Origin of the sequence: Citrobacter sp. Cu231 (assembly GCF_030332265.1) — a bacterium.
GTDB classification, from domain to species: Bacteria; Pseudomonadota; Gammaproteobacteria; order Enterobacterales; family Enterobacteriaceae; genus Citrobacter; species Citrobacter meridianamericanus.
Window position 1 is genome coordinate 208425 of record NZ_JAOWIE010000041.1, and the last position, 19808, is coordinate 228232.

The window sequence follows — 19808 nt, forward strand, 5'->3', positions numbered from 1 at the left end:
GGTTTATTCGCAGATAAGTGTCATTTGGTATACATCTTAAAGCATAAAATATCGTAAACATAAGTTTACAATCATTGTAACGGTGATTTGACGAAAATAGCGTTTTGCCTTAACCTGCGCCGCAGATATAACCATTGATTATCTCTGGGACAGAGGAAAGCGTGAAAAACAGAACCCTGGGTAGTATTTTTATCGTGGCGGGAACCACGATTGGCGCCGGTATGTTGGCAATGCCGTTGGCTGCAGCAGGCGTGGGATTTAGCGTCACGCTGGTATTGTTAGTGAGTCTTTGGGCGTTAATGTGCTACACCGCGCTGTTGCTGCTTGAAGTGTATCAACATGTACCGGCCGACACCGGGCTGGGTACGCTGGCAAAACGTTATCTTGGTCGTTACGGACAATGGGTAACGGGCTTTAGCATGATGTTCTTAATGTACGCCCTGACGGCAGCGTATATCAGTGGCGCGGGTGAACTGCTGGCTTCCAGTATCAGCGACTGGACCGGAACCACTCTTTCTCCGACCACAGGCGTGCTGCTGTTCACCTTTGTTGCCGGTGGTGTCGTTTGCGTGGGGACTTCGCTGGTCGATCTGTTCAACCGTTTGTTGTTCAGCGCCAAGATAATCTTCCTGGTGGCGATGCTGGCCCTGTTAATGCCGGATATCCATAAAGTAAACCTGCTTACGCTGCCGCTACAGCAGGGGCTGGCGCTGTCCGCCATTCCGGTTATCTTTACTTCGTTCGGTTTTCACGGCAGCGTCCCCAGTATCGTCAGCTATATGAACGGTAACATCCGTAAACTGCGTTGGGTGTTTATCACCGGTAGCGCCATTCCGCTGATCGCCTATATTTTCTGGCAACTGGCTACGCTCGGCAGTATTAACTCGTCCACGTTCATGGGGCTGTTAGCCAACCACGCTGGCTTAAACGGTTTATTGCAGGCATTGCGTGAAGTCGTAGCGTCGCCACACGTCGAACTGGCGGTGCATCTGTTTGCCGATCTTGCGCTGGCGACCTCTTTCCTCGGCGTCGCGCTGGGATTATTTGACTACCTGGCCGACCTGTTCCAGCGCCGTAATACCGTAGCGGGAAGAATGCAAACTGGCGTGGTGACCTTCGTGCCGCCGCTGGCATTCGCGCTATTCTATCCACGTGGCTTCGTTATGGCGCTAGGTTATGCGGGCGTTGCCCTGGCAGTGCTGGCGCTGCTGATCCCCTCGATGCTGGCATGGCAGAGCAGAAAACAGAATCCGAAGGCTACCTACCGCGTGGCGGGCGGTGCTCCGGCGCTGGCGCTGGTATTCTTGTGCGGCATTGTGGTGATCGCAGTACAGTTCTCTATTGCAGCAGGATTACTACCAGAAGTGGGTTAAAACAAAAGGGGCTTTCGCCCCTTTTATTAATGCAAACAGCACTGCTTATATTTCTTGCCGCTGCCGCACGGGCATGGGTCATTACGCCCTACTTTGGCATCCACTTTTACCGGTACCTTGACCGGCGTTTCCTGGGGATGCGCCATCCACCAGGCATGCAGATCCAGCGCTGCCAGTCGAATGGCATCCACGCTCTCTTCAAACGCTTCTGGTGTCAGTTTCTCAACCACCGCAAAGTTCTCTTCCGTGCCATGCAACGCGATAGCCTCGAGCGCTGGTTTTAACGTGTCTGGTAACGTAGACCAGTCCGACAACGCAACGCCGCGCATATAACCGAAGCACCATTCTTCAACGATGGTCAGTTCATGCTCGTCAATTTCACGCAAACCAAACAGCGGCTCAAACTGATCAGGATATTCATCCAGACGATCGGCCGTATCCGCCATATGTTGAAACGCCAGGTTCATGAAACGCGTCATTTCTTTTTCGGAGGACCAGCGAGGAACATACTGCGCGCCGCCCCAAATAGCGACCAGCCACTGCTCCGGTTCAATTTCATACGGTGAACTCAGCACCGCCGTCAGTAAACCATCCAGTTCTGATACATCCAGAATAGCCTTGTCTGTGTTGTACTTTGTCAGTACATCATCCAGCCATTCCAGTTCGCTTTCGTTTAATGGTCCCGTTTTCATAACGCTTTTCCTTAGTCAAAAAATCTTGCCTGTGATCATCCTACATGGCTGGAGGGATAACAGATACAAATGGGCATATGCGGCTTACAGCTGCCGCTTGTTCAGGTTAACAGGAAAAGTGGAGAATTCCGGAAGTTAACGCACAAAAGAGAACACGAAGCCGCCGGGCATCATACCGGGAAAACACAATAAAACCACCCGCAGGTGGTTTACTGTTGCTCAATACGGTTGAGCGTTGCGGTATAACCCGTTTTCGCTACTGCGTTAAGTAGAATATCGGTTGAAAAACCTTCAGGCACGATCGCTTCTGCCTGCCGGGTCTTGAGGGAGGATTTTGCTTTAATCACGCCGTCAGTGTCACGTAGCGCCTGATTGACCGAAATAACGCACAACGAGCAGGTCATGTTTTGTATATCCAGCACCACTTTTTGGTTGGCCGCCTGAGCCCACAGCGGTAACAGCAAGCATGCAACTAACGTGAAGATCTTCATTCAACTACCTCATAAAACCAGGCTACAAGCGTTGGGTAAAATAGGACAGGTAAAATCAACGCCAGCGCGCACCAGTAAAAAATGCGCGCTTGCTTCAGCGTTAACCACCCGGAGCACCACAGCCGTTTGGAAAAATAGAGCCGCCAGAAGACATGCAATAATAATCCCAGGGATAGCAGCACCAGAGGCGTACGCAAAAACTCAAACCGGGTAAAGATGGCAAAGCTCGCCGCCGAAATACCAAACAGCAGGTATAACAGCGGCCCAACGCAGCATAAACCCGCGGTGACTGCCGCCGCAGCGGCTGTCAATATAGTGAGACCCGCCCCTTTAGCGTTGTTCTGTAGCGACATAGCTGTAGGAGAACGCTTTAGGATCATAGAAATTAATCGGGTCGCCATCGACTTCAGCATAAGGATAACCAAAGTTGTTCATCGCGCCCTGCTCCGTTGCCGGATACAGCTCAAAATCACGCCCGTAGTTGAATCCAACCCAGTTCATTTCCCAGTTGCCAAACAGGTAGGTATTCACGGCCTGGACATCGGCGTCCTGATGCGATTTTTTCTCTGCCAGACGCATTTTGGTCACGTCAGCGGGATCGCAAGGTAACCAGCCGTAACCTGCCAGATAGAATTCGGCGCGGCAGTGTTGTCCGCCGCTCACGTCGGCGACTCCCGCGCTGTCGGCTTTGCCAAAAGCGCTTTTCGAATAACGTTCAAGCTTATTGGCTTTGCCCAGACGGATGCCAAACAGTTCACGCGCCGGAATGCCGCTGGCGCGCGCGAGAGCCACAAAAACGGAGCTCATGTCGGTACATTTGCCTTTGAGCATACCGCTTTTCAAGATCTCGGCCACATCACCCGTGCCACAGCCAATAACGTCGTTATCGCGTTCCATATGACTGCTGACCCATTCGTAAATCAGACGTGCTTTTTTCAGCGGGTCCGTCTCATTACCGGTGATTTTACGCGCGGTTTCCAGAACCAGCCCATCAACAGGGGTGTGTGCCGTTGGCAACAGGTACGGTTTTACATCCAGCGGATAAATAATCTGCTCGGGCGCTTGCCAGGTTTTCAGCGCGTTGTGCTTCAGCGGTTCCCAGTCGGCGGTTTCAATATCAATATTAACGTCAATCAACAATTCGCCCTGCGAATCAGGCCAGGTGGCAAACAGCGTTTTCGCACCATAGGTATTATTGGTGGTGACGTACGCCTGCTTATAGTTCCCACTAAAGGCAAGCGCTGTCATTTGTTGAAACGCGGTATCCACCGGTAGCGGGATCCACAGTTTCACCACGCCGCTCGATCCCTTTGGAGGGTTGAGTTTATACGTTTGTGATAAGACAAAGCGTCGACGCGTCACTGGCGCGCCTGAAGGCTCTGCGGCGCTTACCGTCTGGCTTAAAACCGCTGGGCCGACTAAACCGGCGGCGGAAAGGAGAACGCTATTTTTGAGAAATTGTCGACGTTGCATTAGTGTCTGTCCATGTTGTAAGAGTTGTGCTACGGAAACCGTATACGATCATCACAGCAGACAGACGCTGATAATAAAGGTGAGTCGATGGAGGCTATTCATCAATAACAGACCTGTTAACTGTGAATGAAATGAAAAACTACGTGGCCGCTATTAAGCCATTTACAGGCAAAAAAGTACAGTAACGAGGACGAGTTCAGTATACATACACATTCGTTGCCAGTTTGCGGGCTAACCCTCTTGCTCCCTCGCGCATGACCGTATCGTGATTCCACCGAAAAGCGGGGGCTGCCAGCAGTGCAAGATAATTCATCCAGCGGATCGTGGTGCGGACGTTCCAGTCATATCTGACGAAAGTCTCTGCGCCATTGGCGGAAAAAGACCATACGCCTCGCCCTTCCACCGCGCCGCTGGCTTGTCCTTCAAGCAGAGTGCAGGGCTGAATATTCAAGACGTTGATATCAAAGGTTAAGCGATAAGGGAGCACGCCTTTCCAGGTATAACGGTGCAGCGCCCCAATACCCTGCATGTCCCCTTTCTTTATCTCAACGATACGTTCCAGACTTCCCCACCATTCCGGCCACTGGTCCGGATGAGAAAAAACATCCCATACATCCTGAATTGAAGCCTCAACCCGCCAGAGCGTGGAAAACTGATAGTCAGCCATAGTCAAGATTCCCTCAAGGCGTGAAGAAATTGGCGGGGAAACGGATGTTGATAATCATAGCATCCAGCAGAACGGTTTCTGATCGCTGACCATCAGGCGCATAGCTGATCACTTTGGCAGGGAGTCCGTGATAATTATCCAGCCAGATGTCGTAGCGGTGAACACCATCAACAACCATGGTTCCCGGCCCAACCACGGACACGCGGGTTGTCGCCCGTCCTGCAATGCTCTCCTGACCAACGATGGTCGTTGTACCCGAGCGCTGCAAATGGCGAATATTACCCAGCAACACGCCAATATCAGAGCGATCCACCCGATGACCGCGCTCATCCTGGATCAATGAATTGGTGGGCGATAGGTGGAAAATGGGCAATGTACCCACACCGAATGGCCATAATGTCACTTTACCGCTGACAGGATTAAAGATAACCACTGCACCTGAATGCGGCTGGGTAAAATCCATTCGCACGTAGCCGGGTTTTTGATAGCTGTAGCGAATGATTTTGCTTTCACCCAACGGCGACGAGGAGCGCAGCATAACCTGATAAGAAGTCATGTTAGTGAATGAGCGTTGTGAAACCGCAATCGGATCGATGATCCTGCCAGTCTGCGAAAATGCTGCGCAACTCAAGACAAGTAATGCCGCAAACACGACTAGCGGAGAAAATGAGACGCTCATGACCGCCCCTGTATCAGCACTCTCTGCCAACAGGCGTCATCACCTGTCGATACTTTTATTATAGGTCTTAAATTGCGAGCCATTCCCCACTCGCGCCGATTCGCAAATAGAAAGATTGGCAACAATGGGGGTTTTGAGGTCGGTTAACGCATCAAGCAGATTTACCTGCCGCAAGTTATCCAGAATAACAGGCACAAAAAAACCACCCGTAGGTGGTTTCACGACACTGCTTATTGCTTTGATTATTCTGTTCTTTCCCATGGTACCCGGAGTGGGACTTGAACCCACACAGCGCGAACGCCGAGGGATTTTAAATCCCTTGTGTCTACCGATTCCACCATCCGGGCTCGGGAAGAAATTGGAGGCGCGTTCCGGAGTCGAACCGGACTAGACGGATTTGCAATCCGCTACATAACCGCTTTGCTAACGCGCCGAAATCTTCTGGCTTTTCAGCCGACATCCGCAATTGCCGATGTCTTTAATCTGGAGCGGGAAACGAGACTCGAACTCGCGACCCCGACCTTGGCAAGGTCGTGCTCTACCAACTGAGCTATTCCCGCATCACCAAGTAACTTTGTTAATCACTTGATTTTGTTATCGTCTGGCAATCAGTGCTGCCGTTCGATGCGTTGCATTCTACTTACCTGACGCAATGAGTCAACGATATTTTTCACCACTGACGATCGTTTGCTGAAATTTGCGTCGAAACGATCACTGTTCAAGCAAATCTCCCCATGCAGCGCTCAAATACTGGAACATTGACCACAAAGTCAGTATCGCGGCAACGAAGAAAAGTGCGATCCCTGCGTACTCAACCCAGATATTTGGACGCCAAAGCAGCCATGCCAACGCGGCCATTTGGGAAGTAGTTTTCACTTTTCCGATCCAGGACACTGCCACACTGCTGCGTTTACCCAGTTCAGCCATCCATTCACGCAGCGCAGAGATAATTATTTCACGCGCGATCATCGTGGCGGCAGGCAGCGTCACCCACCAGCTGTGATAGTGTTCGGTCACCAGCACCATCGCGATAGCCACCAGCACTTTATCAGCGACCGGATCGAGGAAGGCGCCAAAACGCGTGCTTTGGTTCCAGCGACGCGCCAGAAAACCGTCAAACCAGTCGGTGACCGCCGCGATACAGAAGATCAGCGCGCAAACGAAGGGAGCCCAGGTGAATGGCAGATAAAACGCCAATACAAAGAATGGGATCAGGATGACGCGAAACAGCGTGAGCAACGTAGGGATATTAAATTGCATATGACGGATAACTATCTGTTGTCAGTGAAATTACCCCTATGTTGCTACAGAGGGCTTAATGTTTCAACGAGTAGAAGATCTTTTCTGCCAGAGCTTGCGAAATACCCGGCACTTTTGCAATTTCTTCAATGCTCGCGTTACGAAGACCTTGCAAACCGCCCATATATTTCAACAACATCTGCCGACGTTTTGGTCCAACGCCCTCAATGGTTTCCAGCGTGCTGGTACTTTTCACCTTCGCCCGTTTTTTACGGTGTCCGCTAATCGCATGATCGTGAGATTCATCGCGGATATGCTGGATAACGTGCAACGCAGGCGAATCCGGTGGCAGGCTAAAGCCCTCTCCTTCCGGCTCAAAGAACAGCGTTTCCAGGCCGGCTTTACGATCGGCCCCTTTTGCCACCCCCAGCAATAGCGGATGTTGTTTGTCCCAGGGAACGTCCAGCTCAGCAAAAACGGCTTTCGCCTGCCCCAGTTGACCTTTACCGCCGTCGATCAAGATAACGTCCGGAATCTTACTTTCTTCAATCGCCTTACCGTAACGCCGACGCAGAACCTGATTCATGGCCGCATAATCATCACCCGGCGTAATGCCAGTGATGTTATAGCGACGATACTCCGCACGCAGCGGTCCATTGGCATCAAATACCACGCAGGAGGCAACCGTCTGCTCGCCCATCGTATGACTGATATCAAAGCACTCCATGCGTTTTACTTCCGGAAGCTTCAGTACCGATGCCAGCGCCGTCAGACGTTGTGTAATCGTCGACTGCTGGGAAAGCTTCGTGGTTAACGCCACTGCCGCATTAGTTCGCGCCAGCTTCAAATAACGGGCGCGATCGCCTCGTGGTTTCGTCTGAACATTAATCTTCCGCCCAGCCAACTCAGACAAAGAATCCGCCAACAAGGTTTTATCGCTAAGCTTAAAATCGAGCAGGATCTCACCGGGTAAGGTGCGCATCTGACTCCCCTGCAGATAAAACTGTCCGACGAAGGTTTCTACGACCTCGCCGAGCTCTGTTCCACCAGGCACTTTCGGGAAATAGCTGCGACTGCCTAACACTTTACCCTGGCGAATAAACAGAACGTGCACACAGGCCATGCCTGCATCAAACGCCACGCCGATGACGTCCAGATCGTCTCCAGTATTAGAAACAAACTGTTTTTCGGTCACGCGGCGTACGGCCTGAATTTGGTCACGAATGCGCGCAGCCTCTTCAAATTCGAGACTCTGGCTGGCCTTTTCCATCCGGGCGATCAGTTGGGTCAATACCTGATCGTCTTTCCCGGACAGGAACAGACGAACGTAATCAACCTGCTGCGCATACTCTTCCTCACTCACCAGGCCCGCCACACACGGACCGAGGCAGCGGCCAATCTGATATTGCAGACATGGACGCGAGCGGTTGCGATAAACACTATTTTCGCACTGACGAATAGGGAATATTTTCTGCAACAGCGCCAGCGTTTCACGTACCGCATAGCCGTTAGGGAACGGGCCAAAGTACTCGCCTTTGGCGTGCTTTGCGCCACGATGCATTGCGAGGCGAGGATGGGTATCGCCGCTGAGGAAAATAAAAGGATAGGATTTATCGTCACGCAGCAAAACGTTATAGCGCGGCTGATACAGCTTAATGTAGTTGTGCTCAAGCAGTAACGCTTCGGTTTCGGTGTGCGTTACCGTGACATCAATCTGCTGTATTTGCGCGACCAGCGCTTCGGTTTTACGCGACGCGAGGTTGCTACGAAAGTAGCTGGAAAGCCTTTTTTTCAGGTCTTTCGCTTTCCCGACATAGATGACCGTCCCGGCGGCATCATACATGCGATAAACGCCGGGCTGACTGGTCACGGTTTTCAGGAAAGCTTTAGCATCAAACTGATCGGTCACTGGCTTGTTAATGTCTCCGCATTACACAGGCCATGGCGAATTGCCAGGTGAGTCAGTTCAACATCGCCGTGAATGTTTAATTTACTGAACATTCGATAACGATAACTGTTCACCGTTTTAGGACTAAGATTCAGCTGTTCTGAGATCTCATTGACCTTCTGACCTTTGGTGATCATCAGCATAATCTGCAACTCACGTTCAGACAAACTGGCAAACGGGGTTTCCGTTTTCTCAGGCTCAATCTGGCTGAGCGCCATCTGCTGAGCGATGTCGGAGGCTATATAACGTTGGCCGGAAAAAACCGAACGAATCGCACTTACGACCTCCTGGGGCGCAGCCCCTTTGCTGAGATAGCCCGCGGCTCCTGCCTGCATGACTTTTGCAGGCAACGGATTTTCGGTATGGACAGTCAGCATGATCACTTTAATGTCAGCCGTTGAACGCGCAATTTTACGCGTTGCCTCAAGGCCACCAATACCGGGCATATTCATGTCCATCAGCACAACGTCAACGGCGTTTGAGCGGCACCATTTTACCGCATCCTCGCCGCAGCACGCCTCGCCGACAACTTTAATGCCTTTTATATCTTCAAGAATGCGTCGTATCCCTGCGCGCACCAGTTCGTGGTCATCAACAAGAAAAACGTTGATCAAAGGAATATCTCCAGAATAGGGATAACGCTACCGATAGTTAATCGGTCCTATGTTAACGGGTTTTATCTCAACTTTGAAATGTAAAAAACACCTGTCTTTCGATTTTGCTCTCGTTTTTGGAAATTAGATTGTACGAAGAGTGGAAACATTCAGTACTGATAACCTTTTGCCACGGTTATATCTGTGTAGCTGTTTCATAATGGTGACAAAAAGATCATATTCCTTCGCTGAATGCAAACCAAGCAGTCAAAGTTGTAACAATAATTAACGAGTAAAATACTCGAAATAAACAACAACTGGAGAAAATATATGCGCTGCAACAAGTTGTTTATTTTAATGTCCGCACCTCTCAATTGCACAAAAAACAACCACTGATATTTTTAGCCTCGCTTATGGTATACTCCGCCGCCTTAAGATTTGACATCGCACTTTTTCATTGAAACATAACGAGGAAAATAAATGAGTACGCCTGACTTTTCCACTGCTGAGAATAACCAGGAACTGGCCAATGAAGTCACCTGCCTGAAAGCCATGTTAACGCTGATGCTGCAGGCAATGGGTCAAGCCGATGCAGGACGCGTGATTCTTAAAATGGAAAAACAGATCGCACTGATTGAAGATCAATCACAGGCTGCGGTATTTTCCAGCACTGTTAAGCAAATTAAACAGGCTTACCGCCAGTAATAAGAAACCGGCTGAGAGCATCGCTATCAGCCGGTTTTGCGTCTGAAACTCAGAACGATAATTTACTCAGATAAGCCCGGTTGCAGCGGCATAACAGGCGATCTGCGTTTTGTTTGGTGCATTAAATTTCTTTTGCATATTTTTCTGGTGAAAGTTAACGGTATTTTCAGAAATCGACAGAATTATCGCTATCTCTGAAGAGGTTTTCCCCTCCGCCGTCCATTTCAATATTTCTTTTTCCCGCTTACTAAAGCGCATCTCTGGCGCCATGACCATGTCATCTTCCAGCCGCGTCAGTACCGACAAACTTTCCCGCACCAGTAGTTGCATCCTGAGCTCTACCTCATCGCTGGCAAAACAACTATTACGGACACTCGCACGCGATACCGATAAAAAACCCAACGCCCGATTAGGCAACATTAAGCATTGCGTCATTCCTTTCCGTAAACCGTGATTGCGCGCAGCATCCCACAGGGGCTGTGCATCGCGAAATAAGGAATCGTTCCAGGGTAAATGCCCCTGACTGAAGTTTTCAGGTTTCAGCACCGGGTCAATCGCAAAATAATTCTCGGACTGATAATGCGCCACCCAGGCTTTGGGATACGTCGTGTGAAGCGACGTTTTAGGCCGGGTAAAAGGTACGGGATGACGAACACAGAGCGCGTAAAAGTCGAACTCTAAATGCTGCGTCTGTTGTTGTAATTCGTTATAGACATCCTCTGCTGTCGCCATTTCCTGAAAGCGTAACAGCATGCTCCGTCGCCAGGTGAAGAAATCATGACCCTGCATACTAAGTGGTAATACCCCTGAGATTGATAATCATCCAAACATATGAAACAAGCTAACACATAAATGTATTTTATATATGTAAATTATCGGACAACTGAGCAATTACTTGAGCATTACTCAACGGCGGAAGAAAGTAACAGCATTAAACGTTAATAATAAAGCAATAATTATAAATAGTTATGCGAACAGCACTCGCTAAAAACAATTTAGACGAGTGCTGCATGCACTATTTATTGCATCAGAAACTTTTCAAGAAACTGACGGGTTCGTGGCTGCTGCGGATGCGTGAATAAGGATTTCGCTGGCCCTTGTTCTACTATCCGTCCTTGATCCATAAATATCGCCCGATCGGCCACGTCACGCGCAAAGCTCATTTCGTGCGTCACAATCACCATCGTACGCTTTTCCTGAGCCAGTTGACGGATGGTATTAAGTACCTCGCCAACCAGTTCAGGGTCGAGCGCAGAGGTCGGCTCATCAAAAAGAATCACCTCAGGGCGCATCGCCAGCGCTCGGGCAATAGCCACACGCTGCTGTTGTCCACCGGACAAGCGACGTGGATAGCTGGTTTCTTTACCTGCCAGCCCGACTTTTGCCAGCAGTTCGCGCGCACGCGCTATGGCTTCGGCTTTCGGCTCGCCTTTAACAATCACCGGACCTTCAATAATGTTTTCCAGTACCGTACGATGCGGGAACAAATTAAAGTTCTGGAACACAAAACCCACATGCTGGCGCAACTGACGAATCAGGCCTTTTTGCTGAGTTAACGAACGCGCGGTATCGATCGTAATCTCACCGACTTTAATGGTGCCCGCCTCCGGTTGCTCCAGCAAATTAATGCTTCTCAGCAGCGTGGTTTTGCCCGAACCGCTCGGCCCGATAATTGCCACCACTTCACCGGGTTTGACGTCAAGATCGATCCCATGAAGCACCGTTTGTCCATGAAATTTTTTGACCAGGTTTCTGACTTCGATAGCACTCATTTCGGCTCTCTCTCCTGGCGGTTCAGTTGCTCTTCAAAATAGTTTTGCAGTGCAGAAAGCACCGTTGCCATCACCCAATAAATCAACGAGGCCGCCAGATACATCGTGAACACTTCCAGCGTACGCGAGGTAATCAATTGCGCCTGACGGAACAGTTCCGGTACCTGAATAGTCGCGGCCAGAGAGGTGTCTTTCACCAGGCTGATAAAGCTGTTGCTCAGCGGTGGAAGTGCAACCCGCGCAGCCTGCGGCAGGATCGCCCGACGCATGGTTTGCCAGCGCGTCATACCAATACTGGCCCCCGCCTCCCACTGCCCCTTATCGATGGAAGAGATTGCCGCACGCAGCGTTTCCGCAGCGTAAGCGGCTGTATTAAGCGACAAGCCAATCATTGCTGCCGGGATGGGGTCCAGCTCAATACCAAACTGCGGCAGACCGTAATAAATCATAAACAGCTGGGCAATCAACGGTGTTCCGCGAAAGACAGAGATATAAAAGCGCGCCAGCCAGCGCACAGGCAGCAGTGGCGACAGACGCATCAGTGCCAGAATAAACCCCAGCACAAGGCCAAAGAACATCCCGCCGATACTCAGTTGCAGCGTAAAAACCGCGCCTTTGAGCAGATACGGCAGAGAATCAATCACCAGTTGGATACTTTCTTGCATTAGCGTTTTTCTACCTGGTCGTTACACGTGAGGATGGTAGGCAAACAGCGCAGGCGCCCCACCAGTATGGATAAAGAGAATTGGCCCTTCATCTTTGAAGCGTTTCTGGCTGATGCCGTCAATAAGACCCGCCATTGCCTTGCCGGTATACACCGGATCCAACAAGATGCCTTCGAGGCGCGCCAGCAGTTTTACTGCCTCCATGCCCTCTTCGTTTGGCGTACCGTAGCCCGGCGCAAAATAATCATCCCATAACAGGATATCCGCAGTGGCCGTCAGCTCCAGTTCACGGGCAATATCCTGCTGCAGCGTAACAACTTTGGGTTTTTGATCCGCCACGCTGCGCGAGACGGTCACACCGATAAGTTCAACGTCTGGCATCAGTTGCTCCAGCCCCACCGCCAGTCCGGCATGCGTTCCAGCGCTACCCGACGCGACCACCACGGAAGAGAGCGAAACGGCCCCTTCACACTGCTGGGCAATTTCCAGCGCGCTTTCCACGTAGCCCAGCGCGCCCAAAGCATTAGACCCCCCAACCGGGATCACATAAGGCCGAAACCCTTGCGCTTCAATCCGCGTCGCGAGCTCCTGCAACTGCGCATTCGGATCGGTTAGCGCATCGCACATTTCGATCTGCGTATTAAACAGGTCCAGCAGCAGACGGTTGCCATTGCTAAGATAGTTTTCAGCCGTGGTGCCAATCGGATTTTCCAGCAGCGCCACGCAGTGCAGACCAAGTTTAGCCGCAACCGCCGCTGTCTGGCGAACGTGGTTAGACTGAATCGCACCTGCGGTTATCAGCGTATCCGCGCCTTCACGCAGCGCGTCTGCGGCCAGAAACTCCAGCTTACGCAGCTTATTTCCGCCCATGGCCATCGGCGTGACGTCATCGCGTTTGATGAAAATATCGCGCCCGAGAGAGTCTGAGAAGCGCGGAAGATATTCGAGCGGCGTTGGCGCGCCAATAAATTCCAGACGTGGAAAGCGCGTTAAGTTATGCAGTGGCATATAGCCTCCGGTATTCGTTGTTGTGATGTTCTTTTTATTATGCACGTTCAGGCGCAATGAAATAAAAAAAGGCGCTGTTAAAGGCGCCTTTTTTCATCGGGTGACGATTATTTCGTCACATCCGCTCCAAACCATTTTTCAGACAGAGCCTTCAGCGTACCGTCTTTTTGCATTTCAGCAATGGCTGCATCAACCGCTTTCAGCAGATCTTCATTGCCTTTACGCAGCGCCACACCGGATTCCTGGCGGGAGAACGCTTCGCCAGTGACGGCCAGCGTATCTTTGGTTTTCTTGACCAGATCAAGCGCGGCCAGACGATCAACCAGAATGGCGTCAATACGGCCTACGCGCAGATCCTGATATTTGGTCGGGTCATCGTCATAGGTACGAATATCCACGCCCTGTACGTTCTGGCGCAGCCACTCTTCATAGTTGGTGCCCAGACCAACGCCGACTTTTTTACCTTTCAGATCGGCGGCGGTCTTAATAACGCCTTCATTGCCTTTCTTCACCAGTGCCTGAATGCCGGAGACCGTATACGGGGTAGAGAAATCGTATTTTTTCTTACGTTCGTCAGAGATAGTCACCTGGTTGATCACCACGTCAATACGTTTGGAATCAAGAGAAGCCAGCATACCGTCCCATTTGGTCGGTTTCAGCGTGGCTTTCACGCCAAGGTGCTTTGCCAGTTCCTCGGCGAACTCCACTTCGAAACCGGTCAGTTTGCCGTCATCGCCCTGAAAACTAAACGGGGGATAGGTCCCTTCCAGGCCCACCAGCAGCGTGCCGCGCTCTTTAACTTTATTTAACAGACCTTCATCTGCATAAGTCTTCACGCTCATTCCGGCGACAAGTGCAACAGCCATTACACCCATCAGAGCCTGACGTCCCAGAAGTGCTAATTTCATAGTTACCCCGAATATTGTCATTAGTGACTATCATTTATGACTAGAGTGTAAAGCGTTTGCGGTGATCCACAAACACGACTCTGTTACACCTTATTCGTTTTTAATATATATCAGAACTGGCTGTCCAGGAGGATTTCTGCATATGCCCTATATGCGTATGGGCTTTAAACTGCTCATACTTACGTAAGGCGATACGGTAATTGTTGGTGCTGGTTTCCGGCAGCCACGGGGCAAGGTTTTCGTCGAGGAACCCTTCCTGCAGCAGATCGTGAGAGATATTTTGTTCGGTCAGGTGATTCCCGAGGCGGCGCAGGCGGACAACGTATTCGCGGACTGTACCGTGGCTCATTTCAGTCTGCTCAAATAAAAACTGTTTGAAACCGATAATGTCAAAAAAGTCGCTCTGCTCTTTGCAATGCAAATCACCGCAAAAACGACACAGTGCCACCCACTCTTTTTTCTCCTGCTCCCACTCGGCTTCATCCAACAAAGTGTCCAGGCGGGCGATGGCGATTTTATTCACAATTTGCCCGCGACGAACCAGCGTGATCCTGTCGAGCAACTTAAAGCAATGGGCGCAATGCGTCTGGCTGTGTTTGAAATCTTTGAGGTAGCGGCTTAGAGGCCGTCTTTTTGATTGCTGCACCGTCATGAGAACTCCTGGTAGTCAATTCGTAATGCGGCATTGTTCAAGGGTAATGATGTACCCCTATAGCTTACCCAGCTTGGTGCGTAGACGTTTGATGGCCTGACTGTGCAACTGGCTAACCCGTGACTCCCCGACTTCCAGTACCGCGCCAATCTCTTTCAGATTCAGCTCTTCCTGGTAGTACAGCGTTAACACCAGCTTTTCGCGCTCCGGCAACGCCTCGATCGCGTCCATCACGCGCTGGCGGAGGTTACCCTCAAGAAGCTGTTGTAACGGGTTTTCCTGCTGATGTTCTTCCGTCACCAGCTCAATACTATCGCCATGCTCTTCCCGCCACTCGTCGTAGGAGAAGAGTTGGCTGTTATTGGTATCGAGCAACATCTGACGATACTCTTGCACAGGAATAGCCAGACGCGCCGCCACCTCGGTTTCCGTCGCGTTGCGTCCTAATTCCTGCTCCAGTTGCCCCATCGCCTGTGCCACTTCGCGAGCATTGCGCCGAACGCTACGCGGCACCCAATCCCGGCTACGTAGTTCGTCCAGCATTGCTCCACGAATACGCTGCACTGCGTAAGTGGTAAATGCCGTTCCTTGCAAAGCGTCATATCGGTCAACGGCATTCAATAACCCGATGCCGCCCGCTTGTAGCAGGTCATCCAGTTCTACGCTCGCCGGCAAACGCACCTGAAGGCGCAATGCTTCGTGACGCACCAACGGTACATAACGCTGCCACAGCGAGTGTTTATCCATTACACCTTCAGCGGTATACAGTGAATTCACGATAAACAGCCCTGCGTTAAATGAGTTATCGGCATGATTATCCGTTTCTGCAGGGGTTTTAATCGGGTGAATAGTGGGTGAAATGGGGGGTTATTTAGGGGTTATGGGTAAAGCCGAATGTAAAAAACCCCGCCGGAGCGGGGTTTGCGCGATAAGCGTAAATTAACGCAGCAGAGACAGAACGTTCTGCGTGGTCTGGTTAGCCTGTGCCAGTACAGAAGTACCTGCCTGTTGCAGAATGTTTGCACGAGACATGTTGGACACTTCGGTCGCGTAGTCAGCATCTTCGATACGGCTACGGGCTTCAGACAGGTTGTTTACGGTGTTACCCAGGTTGGTAATGGTAGAGTTGAAACGGTTCTGTACCGCACCCAGGTCGGAACGCAGGTCAGCAACTTTCGCCAGTGCCGCGTCGATTTTAGCCAGCGGGCTATCGGTTTTGGTGGTAGCCACTTCGTTCAGAGCTGCACCTGATTTGAAGTCGTGACCTTTAACGCTGGAGGCCAGGTACTGTTTACCAGCAACAGTTGCCACTTCAGTTTTGCCGTTCACACCACCAAACTGCACCGCTGCCTTCTGAGAAACACCAGCAGCATCCGTATAATCAACTGTTTTAGCGGTGATAGTACCGGTTTTAGCATCGTAATCAGCAGCGTAGTATTTGCCGTTGTTTTCCAGTGCATAACCGCCATCAATTGCTTTGCCGTTTTTGTCTTCAAAAGACATTTTAACCAGCGTGGTGTTACCCGCGGTAGCACCTGCAACGCCAGCACCAACTAAAGCTGTTGCTGCTGCAGTAGTGTCTGGTTTAGTGGCAGCGACGTCCACAACCTGGTTCTTAGTCACTGTTTTAGTATCAGCCAGGGTTACTGTATTTTCTTTAGCGCCAATAGTAACGGCAGTACCAGCAACAGTAGCTTTATACATCCCGTTACCAGCAGATGAACCGGTTACGTTAACGTAATAACTGCCATCTTTTTCATTAAACTGGACAGTTGCTGTACCCGTTGCACCGGTACCACCAGTAGCCGTGTCAATATCGGCACCAGTAATCGCAGCAAAGGTATCTGTACCATCTTTATAGGTTGCAGCAGTACCAACAGCAGTTGCTTTAGTGGTGTAAGCATCCTGCACGCTCAGGCTATCCAGACCCAGCGTTTTGGAGTTGATTTCTTTCAGGTTGATATCGATGGTTTCGCCATCGTTGGCACCGACCTGGATGGTCAGGGTGTTGTCTTTCGCCAGCACTTTCACGCCGTTGAACTGGGTCTGACCGGATACGCGGTCGATTTCGTTCAGACGCTGAGTGATTTCAGCCTGGATAGAGTCGAGGTCAGACTGGGAGTTAGTACCAGTAGAAGACTGAACCGCCAGCTCACGAACACGCTGCAGGTTGTTGTTGATTTCAGACAGAGAACCTTCAGTGGTCTGCGCGATGGAGATACCATCGTTGGCGTTACGGGACGCCTGAGTCAGACCTTTGATGTTAGAGGTGAAGCGGTTAGCAATCGCCTGACCAGCAGCATCATCTTTCGCGCTGTTGATACGCAGACCAGAGGACAGACGCTCGATAGCGGAGCTCAGAGAAGACTGAGATTTGTTCAGGTTATTCTGGGTCAACAGCGACAGGCTGTTTGTATTGATGACTTGTGCCATGATCTTTTCCTTATCAATTACAACTTGATGTTATTGGGCTGTTGCCCACGGTTTCTCACCGTAACCCTTGTATCGGCACCTTAATTTCGAACTTTAGAAAATTTTTACTTTCCGTCGTTTTTTTTCTTAGCCGCTGAAATACCCTCTATATGCACCACTATTCCGCGCATTATTTTTGCAAAACTATTATTAAACTTTGCGCGCAGATTGCCGATAAAGCGGTTAACTACTGTTTGCAATCACAAGGAATTAGGCATGCCTTCATTTACATCACTGGGCGTTGGTTCGAACTTACCGCTGGATACATTGCTGACAAACTTAACCACTGCTGAGAAAAAGCGTTTAACGCCGATTACCCAGCAGCAGAGCGCTAACACCTCGCGTCTGACCGCGTATGGCACGCTGAAAAGTGCATTAGAAAAATTTCAGACGGCGAACACCGCACTAAACAGTGCCGATCTGTTTAAAAGCACCACAGCCACCAGCAGCACAGAAGATTTAAAAGTCAGTACCACCGCAGGCGCTGCTCCAGGGAAATACACCGTCAGCGTCACTCAACTGGCGCAAGCACAGTCATTATCGACTACGGCAAAAATTACCTCGACTAAAGAACAGTTAGGCGATACCAGCGTCGATGAACGTACGATTACGATTTCGCAGCCAGGCCGTAAAGAACCACTGGAAATCAAATTAGGCAAAGGTGAAACCTCTCTGGAGGATATTCGTGATGCCATTAACGACGCGGACAGCGGTATTTCCGCCAGCCTGGTGAAGGTTAAAGAAGGCGACTACCAATTGGTGTTAACCGCAGAAAGCGGCACTGAAAGCGAAATGACCATCTCAGTATCAAATGATTCGAAACTGAGCGATTTACTGTCCTATGACAGCAAAGCGGGCAGTGGGAAAATGAAGCAACTGGTCGGGGCGCAAAATGCGCAATTGACCGTCAACGGCATTGATATTGAACGTCAAAGCAATACCGTAACTGACGCACCGCAGGGCATCACGCTCCAACTAACCAAAGAAGTAAAAGATGCGTCGATCACTGTAACAAAAAGTGATGAAAAGGCCACAACGGCAATTAAGGCCTGGGTAGAAGCCTATAACTCGCTGGTGGATACCTTTGGCACGCTGACTAAATATAAAGAAGTAGAACCGGGTGAAGCGGCCAGCGCAGACAACGGCGCGTTACTGGGTGATAGCGTTCTCCGTACCATTCAAAACGGCATTCGCGCGCCATTTGCTAACAGCGGCAGCGAATCCCCGTTTAAAACCATGTCTGAGATCGGCATTACGCAGGACGGTGGTACCGGCAAGCTAAAAATCGATGAAGAAAAGCTGGCTAAAGCTCTGAAAGATAATACCGCTGCCACTCGCGAACTGTTGGTTGGCGACGGCAAAGAGACCGGTATTACCACTAAGATTGCCACCGAAGTAAAAAGCTATCTGGCCGATGACGGCATTATCGATAATGCGCAAGACAATATTAACGCCAACCTGAAACTGCTGACTAAGCAGTATCTGACCGTAAGCAACAGTATTGATGAAGTCGTGGCACGTTATAAAGCCCAGTTTACCCAACTGGATTCCATGATGAGTAAGCTGAACAGCACCAGTACGTATTTGGGTCAACAATTTGCTGCGATGAGTAATTCCTGATAACACGAGGTAAGCATGTACACCGCGAGCGGTACCAAAGCCTATGCACAGGTCAGCGTGGAAAGCGCCGTGATGAGCGCCAGCCCACATCAGCTGATTGAAATGTTGTTTGATGGCGCGAACAGTGCTCTGGTGCGCGCTCGCCTGTTTATGCAACAGGGCGATATCGTCGCTAAAGGCGAGGCTCTAAGTAAAGCCATTAACATTATCGACAATGGTCTGAAAGCGGGGCTGGATCAAGAGAATGGCGGCGAAATCGCCACCAACCTGTCCTCACTGTACGACTATATGATCCGCCGTTTACTGCAAGCTAACTTGCGTAATGATTGTCAGGCTATTGAAGAAGTCGAAGGGTTGCTCGGCAACATTGCGGAAGCCTGGAAACAGATCTCACCGAAAACGACGTCCCAGGAGTCTCGTTAATGACCTCAGCCGTGGAGTTTATCAACCGTTGGCAGCGCATCGCGCTGCTCAGTCACTCACTGCTGGAACTGGCGCAGCGCGGTGAATGGGACCTGTTACTGGAACAGGAAGTTACCTATCTGCAAAGTATTGAAGTGGTCATGGAAGAGCAAACTCCACCAGGCATTACGCGAAGTATTCAGGATTTAGCCGCCGGGTACATTAAACAGACGCTGGATAACGAACAGTTACTCAAAACATTGTTGCAGCAGCGCCTGGATGAGCTCAGCAATCTCATCGGTCAATCGACCCGCCAGAAGACGCTAAATAACGCCTATGGTCGTCTTTCCGGCATGCTGTTAGTCCCCGACGCCCCCACTACCCCACAATAATTTCCCGTCTCGTCTGAATAATCTTCCATACTCCAGAGGTCGGCCAAACGACTTCTG

At 50.5% G+C, this 19808-nt stretch carries 23 protein-coding genes and 3 tRNA genes; 6 read left to right on the forward strand and 20 right to left on the reverse strand.

Annotated elements, in window-relative coordinates; translation table 11 throughout:
• The first annotated feature begins 161 nt into the window (after positions 1-161).
• Positions 162-1373: a tyrosine transporter TyrP gene (tyrP, locus tag OGY15_RS15440; RefSeq protein WP_286539934.1), complete on the forward strand. Its 1212-nt coding sequence runs from the start codon at positions 162-164 to the stop codon at positions 1371-1373.
• Positions 1374-1399: 26 nt separating this feature from the next.
• Here the strand turns inward: tyrP and OGY15_RS15445 are convergent, their stop codons facing one another.
• The 12 genes from OGY15_RS15445 to uvrY form a co-directional block, all read right to left on the reverse strand.
• Positions 1400-2065: a YecA/YgfB family protein gene (locus OGY15_RS15445; RefSeq protein WP_151218877.1), complete on the reverse strand. Its 666-nt coding sequence runs from the start codon at positions 2063-2065 to the stop codon at positions 1400-1402.
• A 209-nt stretch (positions 2066-2274) separates the two neighbouring features.
• On the reverse strand, positions 2275-2556 hold the full coding sequence (locus OGY15_RS15450; protein ID WP_151218878.1) for a heavy-metal-associated domain-containing protein: 282 nt from the start codon (positions 2554-2556) through the stop codon (positions 2275-2277).
• Positions 2553-2909 carry a mercuric transporter MerT family protein gene (locus OGY15_RS15455; protein WP_151218879.1) on the reverse strand — a complete coding sequence of 119 codons (357 nt, stop codon included), beginning with the start codon at positions 2907-2909 and terminating at the stop codon, positions 2553-2555. Before OGY15_RS15455 ends, OGY15_RS15450 begins: the two co-directional genes overlap by 4 nt.
• A complete protein-coding gene (locus OGY15_RS15460; RefSeq protein WP_286539939.1) occupies positions 2887-4029 on the reverse strand; it encodes a transglutaminase-like domain-containing protein in 1143 nt (380 codons plus the stop codon). The genes OGY15_RS15455 and OGY15_RS15460 overlap by 23 nt, the downstream gene beginning before the upstream one ends.
• Positions 4030-4225: 196 nt before the next feature.
• On the reverse strand, positions 4226-4696 hold the full coding sequence (locus tag OGY15_RS15465) for an SRPBCC family protein (RefSeq protein ID WP_151218881.1): 471 nt from the start codon (positions 4694-4696) through the stop codon (positions 4226-4228).
• 13 nt (positions 4697-4709) lie between these two features.
• Complete coding sequence (locus OGY15_RS15470) at positions 4710-5375, reverse strand: LolA family protein (protein ID WP_286539942.1); 666 nt, start codon at positions 5373-5375, stop codon at positions 4710-4712.
• A 260-nt stretch (positions 5376-5635) separates the two neighbouring features.
• Positions 5636-5722: transfer RNA gene (locus OGY15_RS15475), tRNA-Leu, on the reverse strand.
• 12 nt (positions 5723-5734) lie between these two features.
• Positions 5735-5808, reverse strand: a tRNA-Cys gene (locus OGY15_RS15480).
• A gap of 51 nt (positions 5809-5859) precedes the next feature.
• Positions 5860-5935, reverse strand: a tRNA-Gly gene (locus OGY15_RS15485).
• A 151-nt stretch (positions 5936-6086) separates the two neighbouring features.
• The gene (pgsA, locus tag OGY15_RS15490) at positions 6087-6635 is read right to left on the reverse strand and encodes a CDP-diacylglycerol--glycerol-3-phosphate 3-phosphatidyltransferase (protein WP_043016768.1); all 549 of its coding nucleotides are present in this window, start codon (positions 6633-6635) and stop codon (positions 6087-6089) included.
• Positions 6636-6690: 55 nt separating this feature from the next.
• Positions 6691-8523 carry an excinuclease ABC subunit UvrC gene (gene uvrC, locus OGY15_RS15495; protein WP_210905229.1) on the reverse strand — a complete coding sequence of 611 codons (1833 nt, stop codon included), beginning with the start codon at positions 8521-8523 and terminating at the stop codon, positions 6691-6693.
• Positions 8520-9176 (reverse strand): UvrY/SirA/GacA family response regulator transcription factor, encoded by a 657-nt coding sequence (gene uvrY / locus OGY15_RS15500; protein ID WP_151218899.1) that lies wholly within the window; start codon positions 9174-9176, stop codon positions 8520-8522. Before uvrY ends, uvrC begins: the two co-directional genes overlap by 4 nt.
• Before the next feature lie 314 nt (positions 9177-9490).
• Between uvrY and OGY15_RS24850 the strand changes: the two genes are divergently transcribed.
• Complete coding sequence (locus OGY15_RS24850; protein ID WP_502872308.1) at positions 9491-9616, forward strand: hypothetical protein; 126 nt, start codon at positions 9491-9493, stop codon at positions 9614-9616.
• Positions 9617-9635: 19 nt separating this feature from the next.
• Positions 9636-9860: a DUF2594 family protein gene (locus OGY15_RS15505; protein ID WP_016153474.1), complete on the forward strand. Its 225-nt coding sequence runs from the start codon at positions 9636-9638 to the stop codon at positions 9858-9860.
• A gap of 66 nt (positions 9861-9926) precedes the next feature.
• Here the strand turns inward: OGY15_RS15505 and sdiA are convergent, their stop codons facing one another.
• From sdiA to OGY15_RS15545, 8 genes are all read right to left on the reverse strand, one after another.
• Positions 9927-10649, reverse strand: a complete 723-nt coding sequence (sdiA, locus tag OGY15_RS15510) for a quorum-sensing transcriptional regulator SdiA (protein WP_151218900.1) — start codon at positions 10647-10649, stop codon at positions 9927-9929.
• A gap of 230 nt (positions 10650-10879) precedes the next feature.
• Positions 10880-11632, reverse strand: a complete 753-nt coding sequence (gene tcyN, locus OGY15_RS15515; protein ID WP_137397256.1) for an L-cystine ABC transporter ATP-binding protein TcyN — start codon at positions 11630-11632, stop codon at positions 10880-10882.
• Positions 11629-12297 (reverse strand): cystine ABC transporter permease, encoded by a 669-nt coding sequence (gene tcyL, locus OGY15_RS15520; protein WP_151218902.1) that lies wholly within the window; start codon positions 12295-12297, stop codon positions 11629-11631. Before tcyL ends, tcyN begins: the two co-directional genes overlap by 4 nt.
• 21 nt (positions 12298-12318) lie before the next feature.
• The gene (dcyD, locus tag OGY15_RS15525; RefSeq protein WP_286539951.1) at positions 12319-13305 is read right to left on the reverse strand and encodes a D-cysteine desulfhydrase; all 987 of its coding nucleotides are present in this window, start codon (positions 13303-13305) and stop codon (positions 12319-12321) included.
• Positions 13306-13412: 107 nt separating this feature from the next.
• Entirely contained in the window at positions 13413-14213 is an 801-nt protein-coding gene (gene tcyJ, locus OGY15_RS15530; protein ID WP_151218904.1) for a cystine ABC transporter substrate-binding protein, read from the reverse strand.
• Between the two features lie 100 nt (positions 14214-14313).
• Positions 14314-14865 (reverse strand): flagella biosynthesis regulatory protein FliZ, encoded by a 552-nt coding sequence (gene fliZ / locus OGY15_RS15535; protein WP_016150547.1) that lies wholly within the window; start codon positions 14863-14865, stop codon positions 14314-14316.
• A 57-nt stretch (positions 14866-14922) separates the two neighbouring features.
• On the reverse strand, positions 14923-15642 hold the full coding sequence (locus tag OGY15_RS15540; protein WP_003030465.1) for an RNA polymerase sigma factor FliA: 720 nt from the start codon (positions 15640-15642) through the stop codon (positions 14923-14925).
• Between the two features lie 162 nt (positions 15643-15804).
• On the reverse strand, positions 15805-17298 hold the full coding sequence (locus OGY15_RS15545; protein ID WP_044711118.1) for a FliC/FljB family flagellin: 1494 nt from the start codon (positions 17296-17298) through the stop codon (positions 15805-15807).
• A 255-nt stretch (positions 17299-17553) separates the two neighbouring features.
• Here OGY15_RS15545 and fliD point away from each other — a divergent pair, with 255 nt between their 5' ends.
• The 3 genes from fliD to fliT are packed head-to-tail and all read left to right on the forward strand — an operon-like array spanning position 17554 to position 19751.
• Complete coding sequence (gene fliD, locus OGY15_RS15550; protein WP_044711120.1) at positions 17554-18957, forward strand: flagellar filament capping protein FliD; 1404 nt, start codon at positions 17554-17556, stop codon at positions 18955-18957.
• A gap of 15 nt (positions 18958-18972) precedes the next feature.
• Positions 18973-19380 (forward strand): flagellar export chaperone FliS, encoded by a 408-nt coding sequence (gene fliS, locus OGY15_RS15555; protein ID WP_286539959.1) that lies wholly within the window; start codon positions 18973-18975, stop codon positions 19378-19380.
• Positions 19380-19751 (forward strand): flagella biosynthesis regulatory protein FliT, encoded by a 372-nt coding sequence (fliT, locus tag OGY15_RS15560; protein WP_151218906.1) that lies wholly within the window; start codon positions 19380-19382, stop codon positions 19749-19751. The genes fliS and fliT overlap by 1 nt, the downstream gene beginning before the upstream one ends.
• Positions 19752-19808: the final 57 nt, after the last annotated feature.

Coding starts and splice junctions, on each gene's coding strand:
- tcyL (WP_151218902.1), bottom strand. CDS start 12,297: ATGCAAGAAAGTATCCAACTGGTGATTGATTCTCTGCCGTATCTGCTC.
- pgsA (WP_043016768.1), bottom strand. CDS start 6,635: ATGCAATTTAATATCCCTACGTTGCTCACGCTGTTTCGCGTCATCCTG.
- OGY15_RS15465 (WP_151218881.1), bottom strand. CDS start 4,696: ATGGCTGACTATCAGTTTTCCACGCTCTGGCGGGTTGAGGCTTCAATT.
- OGY15_RS15455 (WP_151218879.1), bottom strand. CDS start 2,909: ATGTCGCTACAGAACAACGCTAAAGGGGCGGGTCTCACTATATTGACA.
- tcyJ (WP_151218904.1), bottom strand. CDS start 14,213: ATGAAATTAGCACTTCTGGGACGTCAGGCTCTGATGGGTGTAATGGCT.
- sdiA (WP_151218900.1), bottom strand. CDS start 10,649: ATGCAGGGTCATGATTTCTTCACCTGGCGACGGAGCATGCTGTTACGC.
- fliD (WP_044711120.1), top strand. CDS start 17,554: ATGCCTTCATTTACATCACTGGGCGTTGGTTCGAACTTACCGCTGGAT.
- OGY15_RS15505 (WP_016153474.1), top strand. CDS start 9,636: ATGAGTACGCCTGACTTTTCCACTGCTGAGAATAACCAGGAACTGGCC.
- OGY15_RS15450 (WP_151218878.1), bottom strand. CDS start 2,556: ATGAAGATCTTCACGTTAGTTGCATGCTTGCTGTTACCGCTGTGGGCT.
- OGY15_RS15445 (WP_151218877.1), bottom strand. CDS start 2,065: ATGAAAACGGGACCATTAAACGAAAGCGAACTGGAATGGCTGGATGAT.
- fliT (WP_151218906.1), top strand. CDS start 19,380: ATGACCTCAGCCGTGGAGTTTATCAACCGTTGGCAGCGCATCGCGCTG.
- OGY15_RS15545 (WP_044711118.1), bottom strand. CDS start 17,298: ATGGCACAAGTCATCAATACAAACAGCCTGTCGCTGTTGACCCAGAAT.
- fliS (WP_286539959.1), top strand. CDS start 18,973: ATGTACACCGCGAGCGGTACCAAAGCCTATGCACAGGTCAGCGTGGAA.
- dcyD (WP_286539951.1), bottom strand. CDS start 13,305: ATGCCACTGCATAACTTAACGCGCTTTCCACGTCTGGAATTTATTGGC.
- fliZ (WP_016150547.1), bottom strand. CDS start 14,865: ATGACGGTGCAGCAATCAAAAAGACGGCCTCTAAGCCGCTACCTCAAA.
- OGY15_RS15460 (WP_286539939.1), bottom strand. CDS start 4,029: ATGCAACGTCGACAATTTCTCAAAAATAGCGTTCTCCTTTCCGCCGCC.
- tcyN (WP_137397256.1), bottom strand. CDS start 11,632: ATGAGTGCTATCGAAGTCAGAAACCTGGTCAAAAAATTTCATGGACAA.
- OGY15_RS15470 (WP_286539942.1), bottom strand. CDS start 5,375: ATGAGCGTCTCATTTTCTCCGCTAGTCGTGTTTGCGGCATTACTTGTC.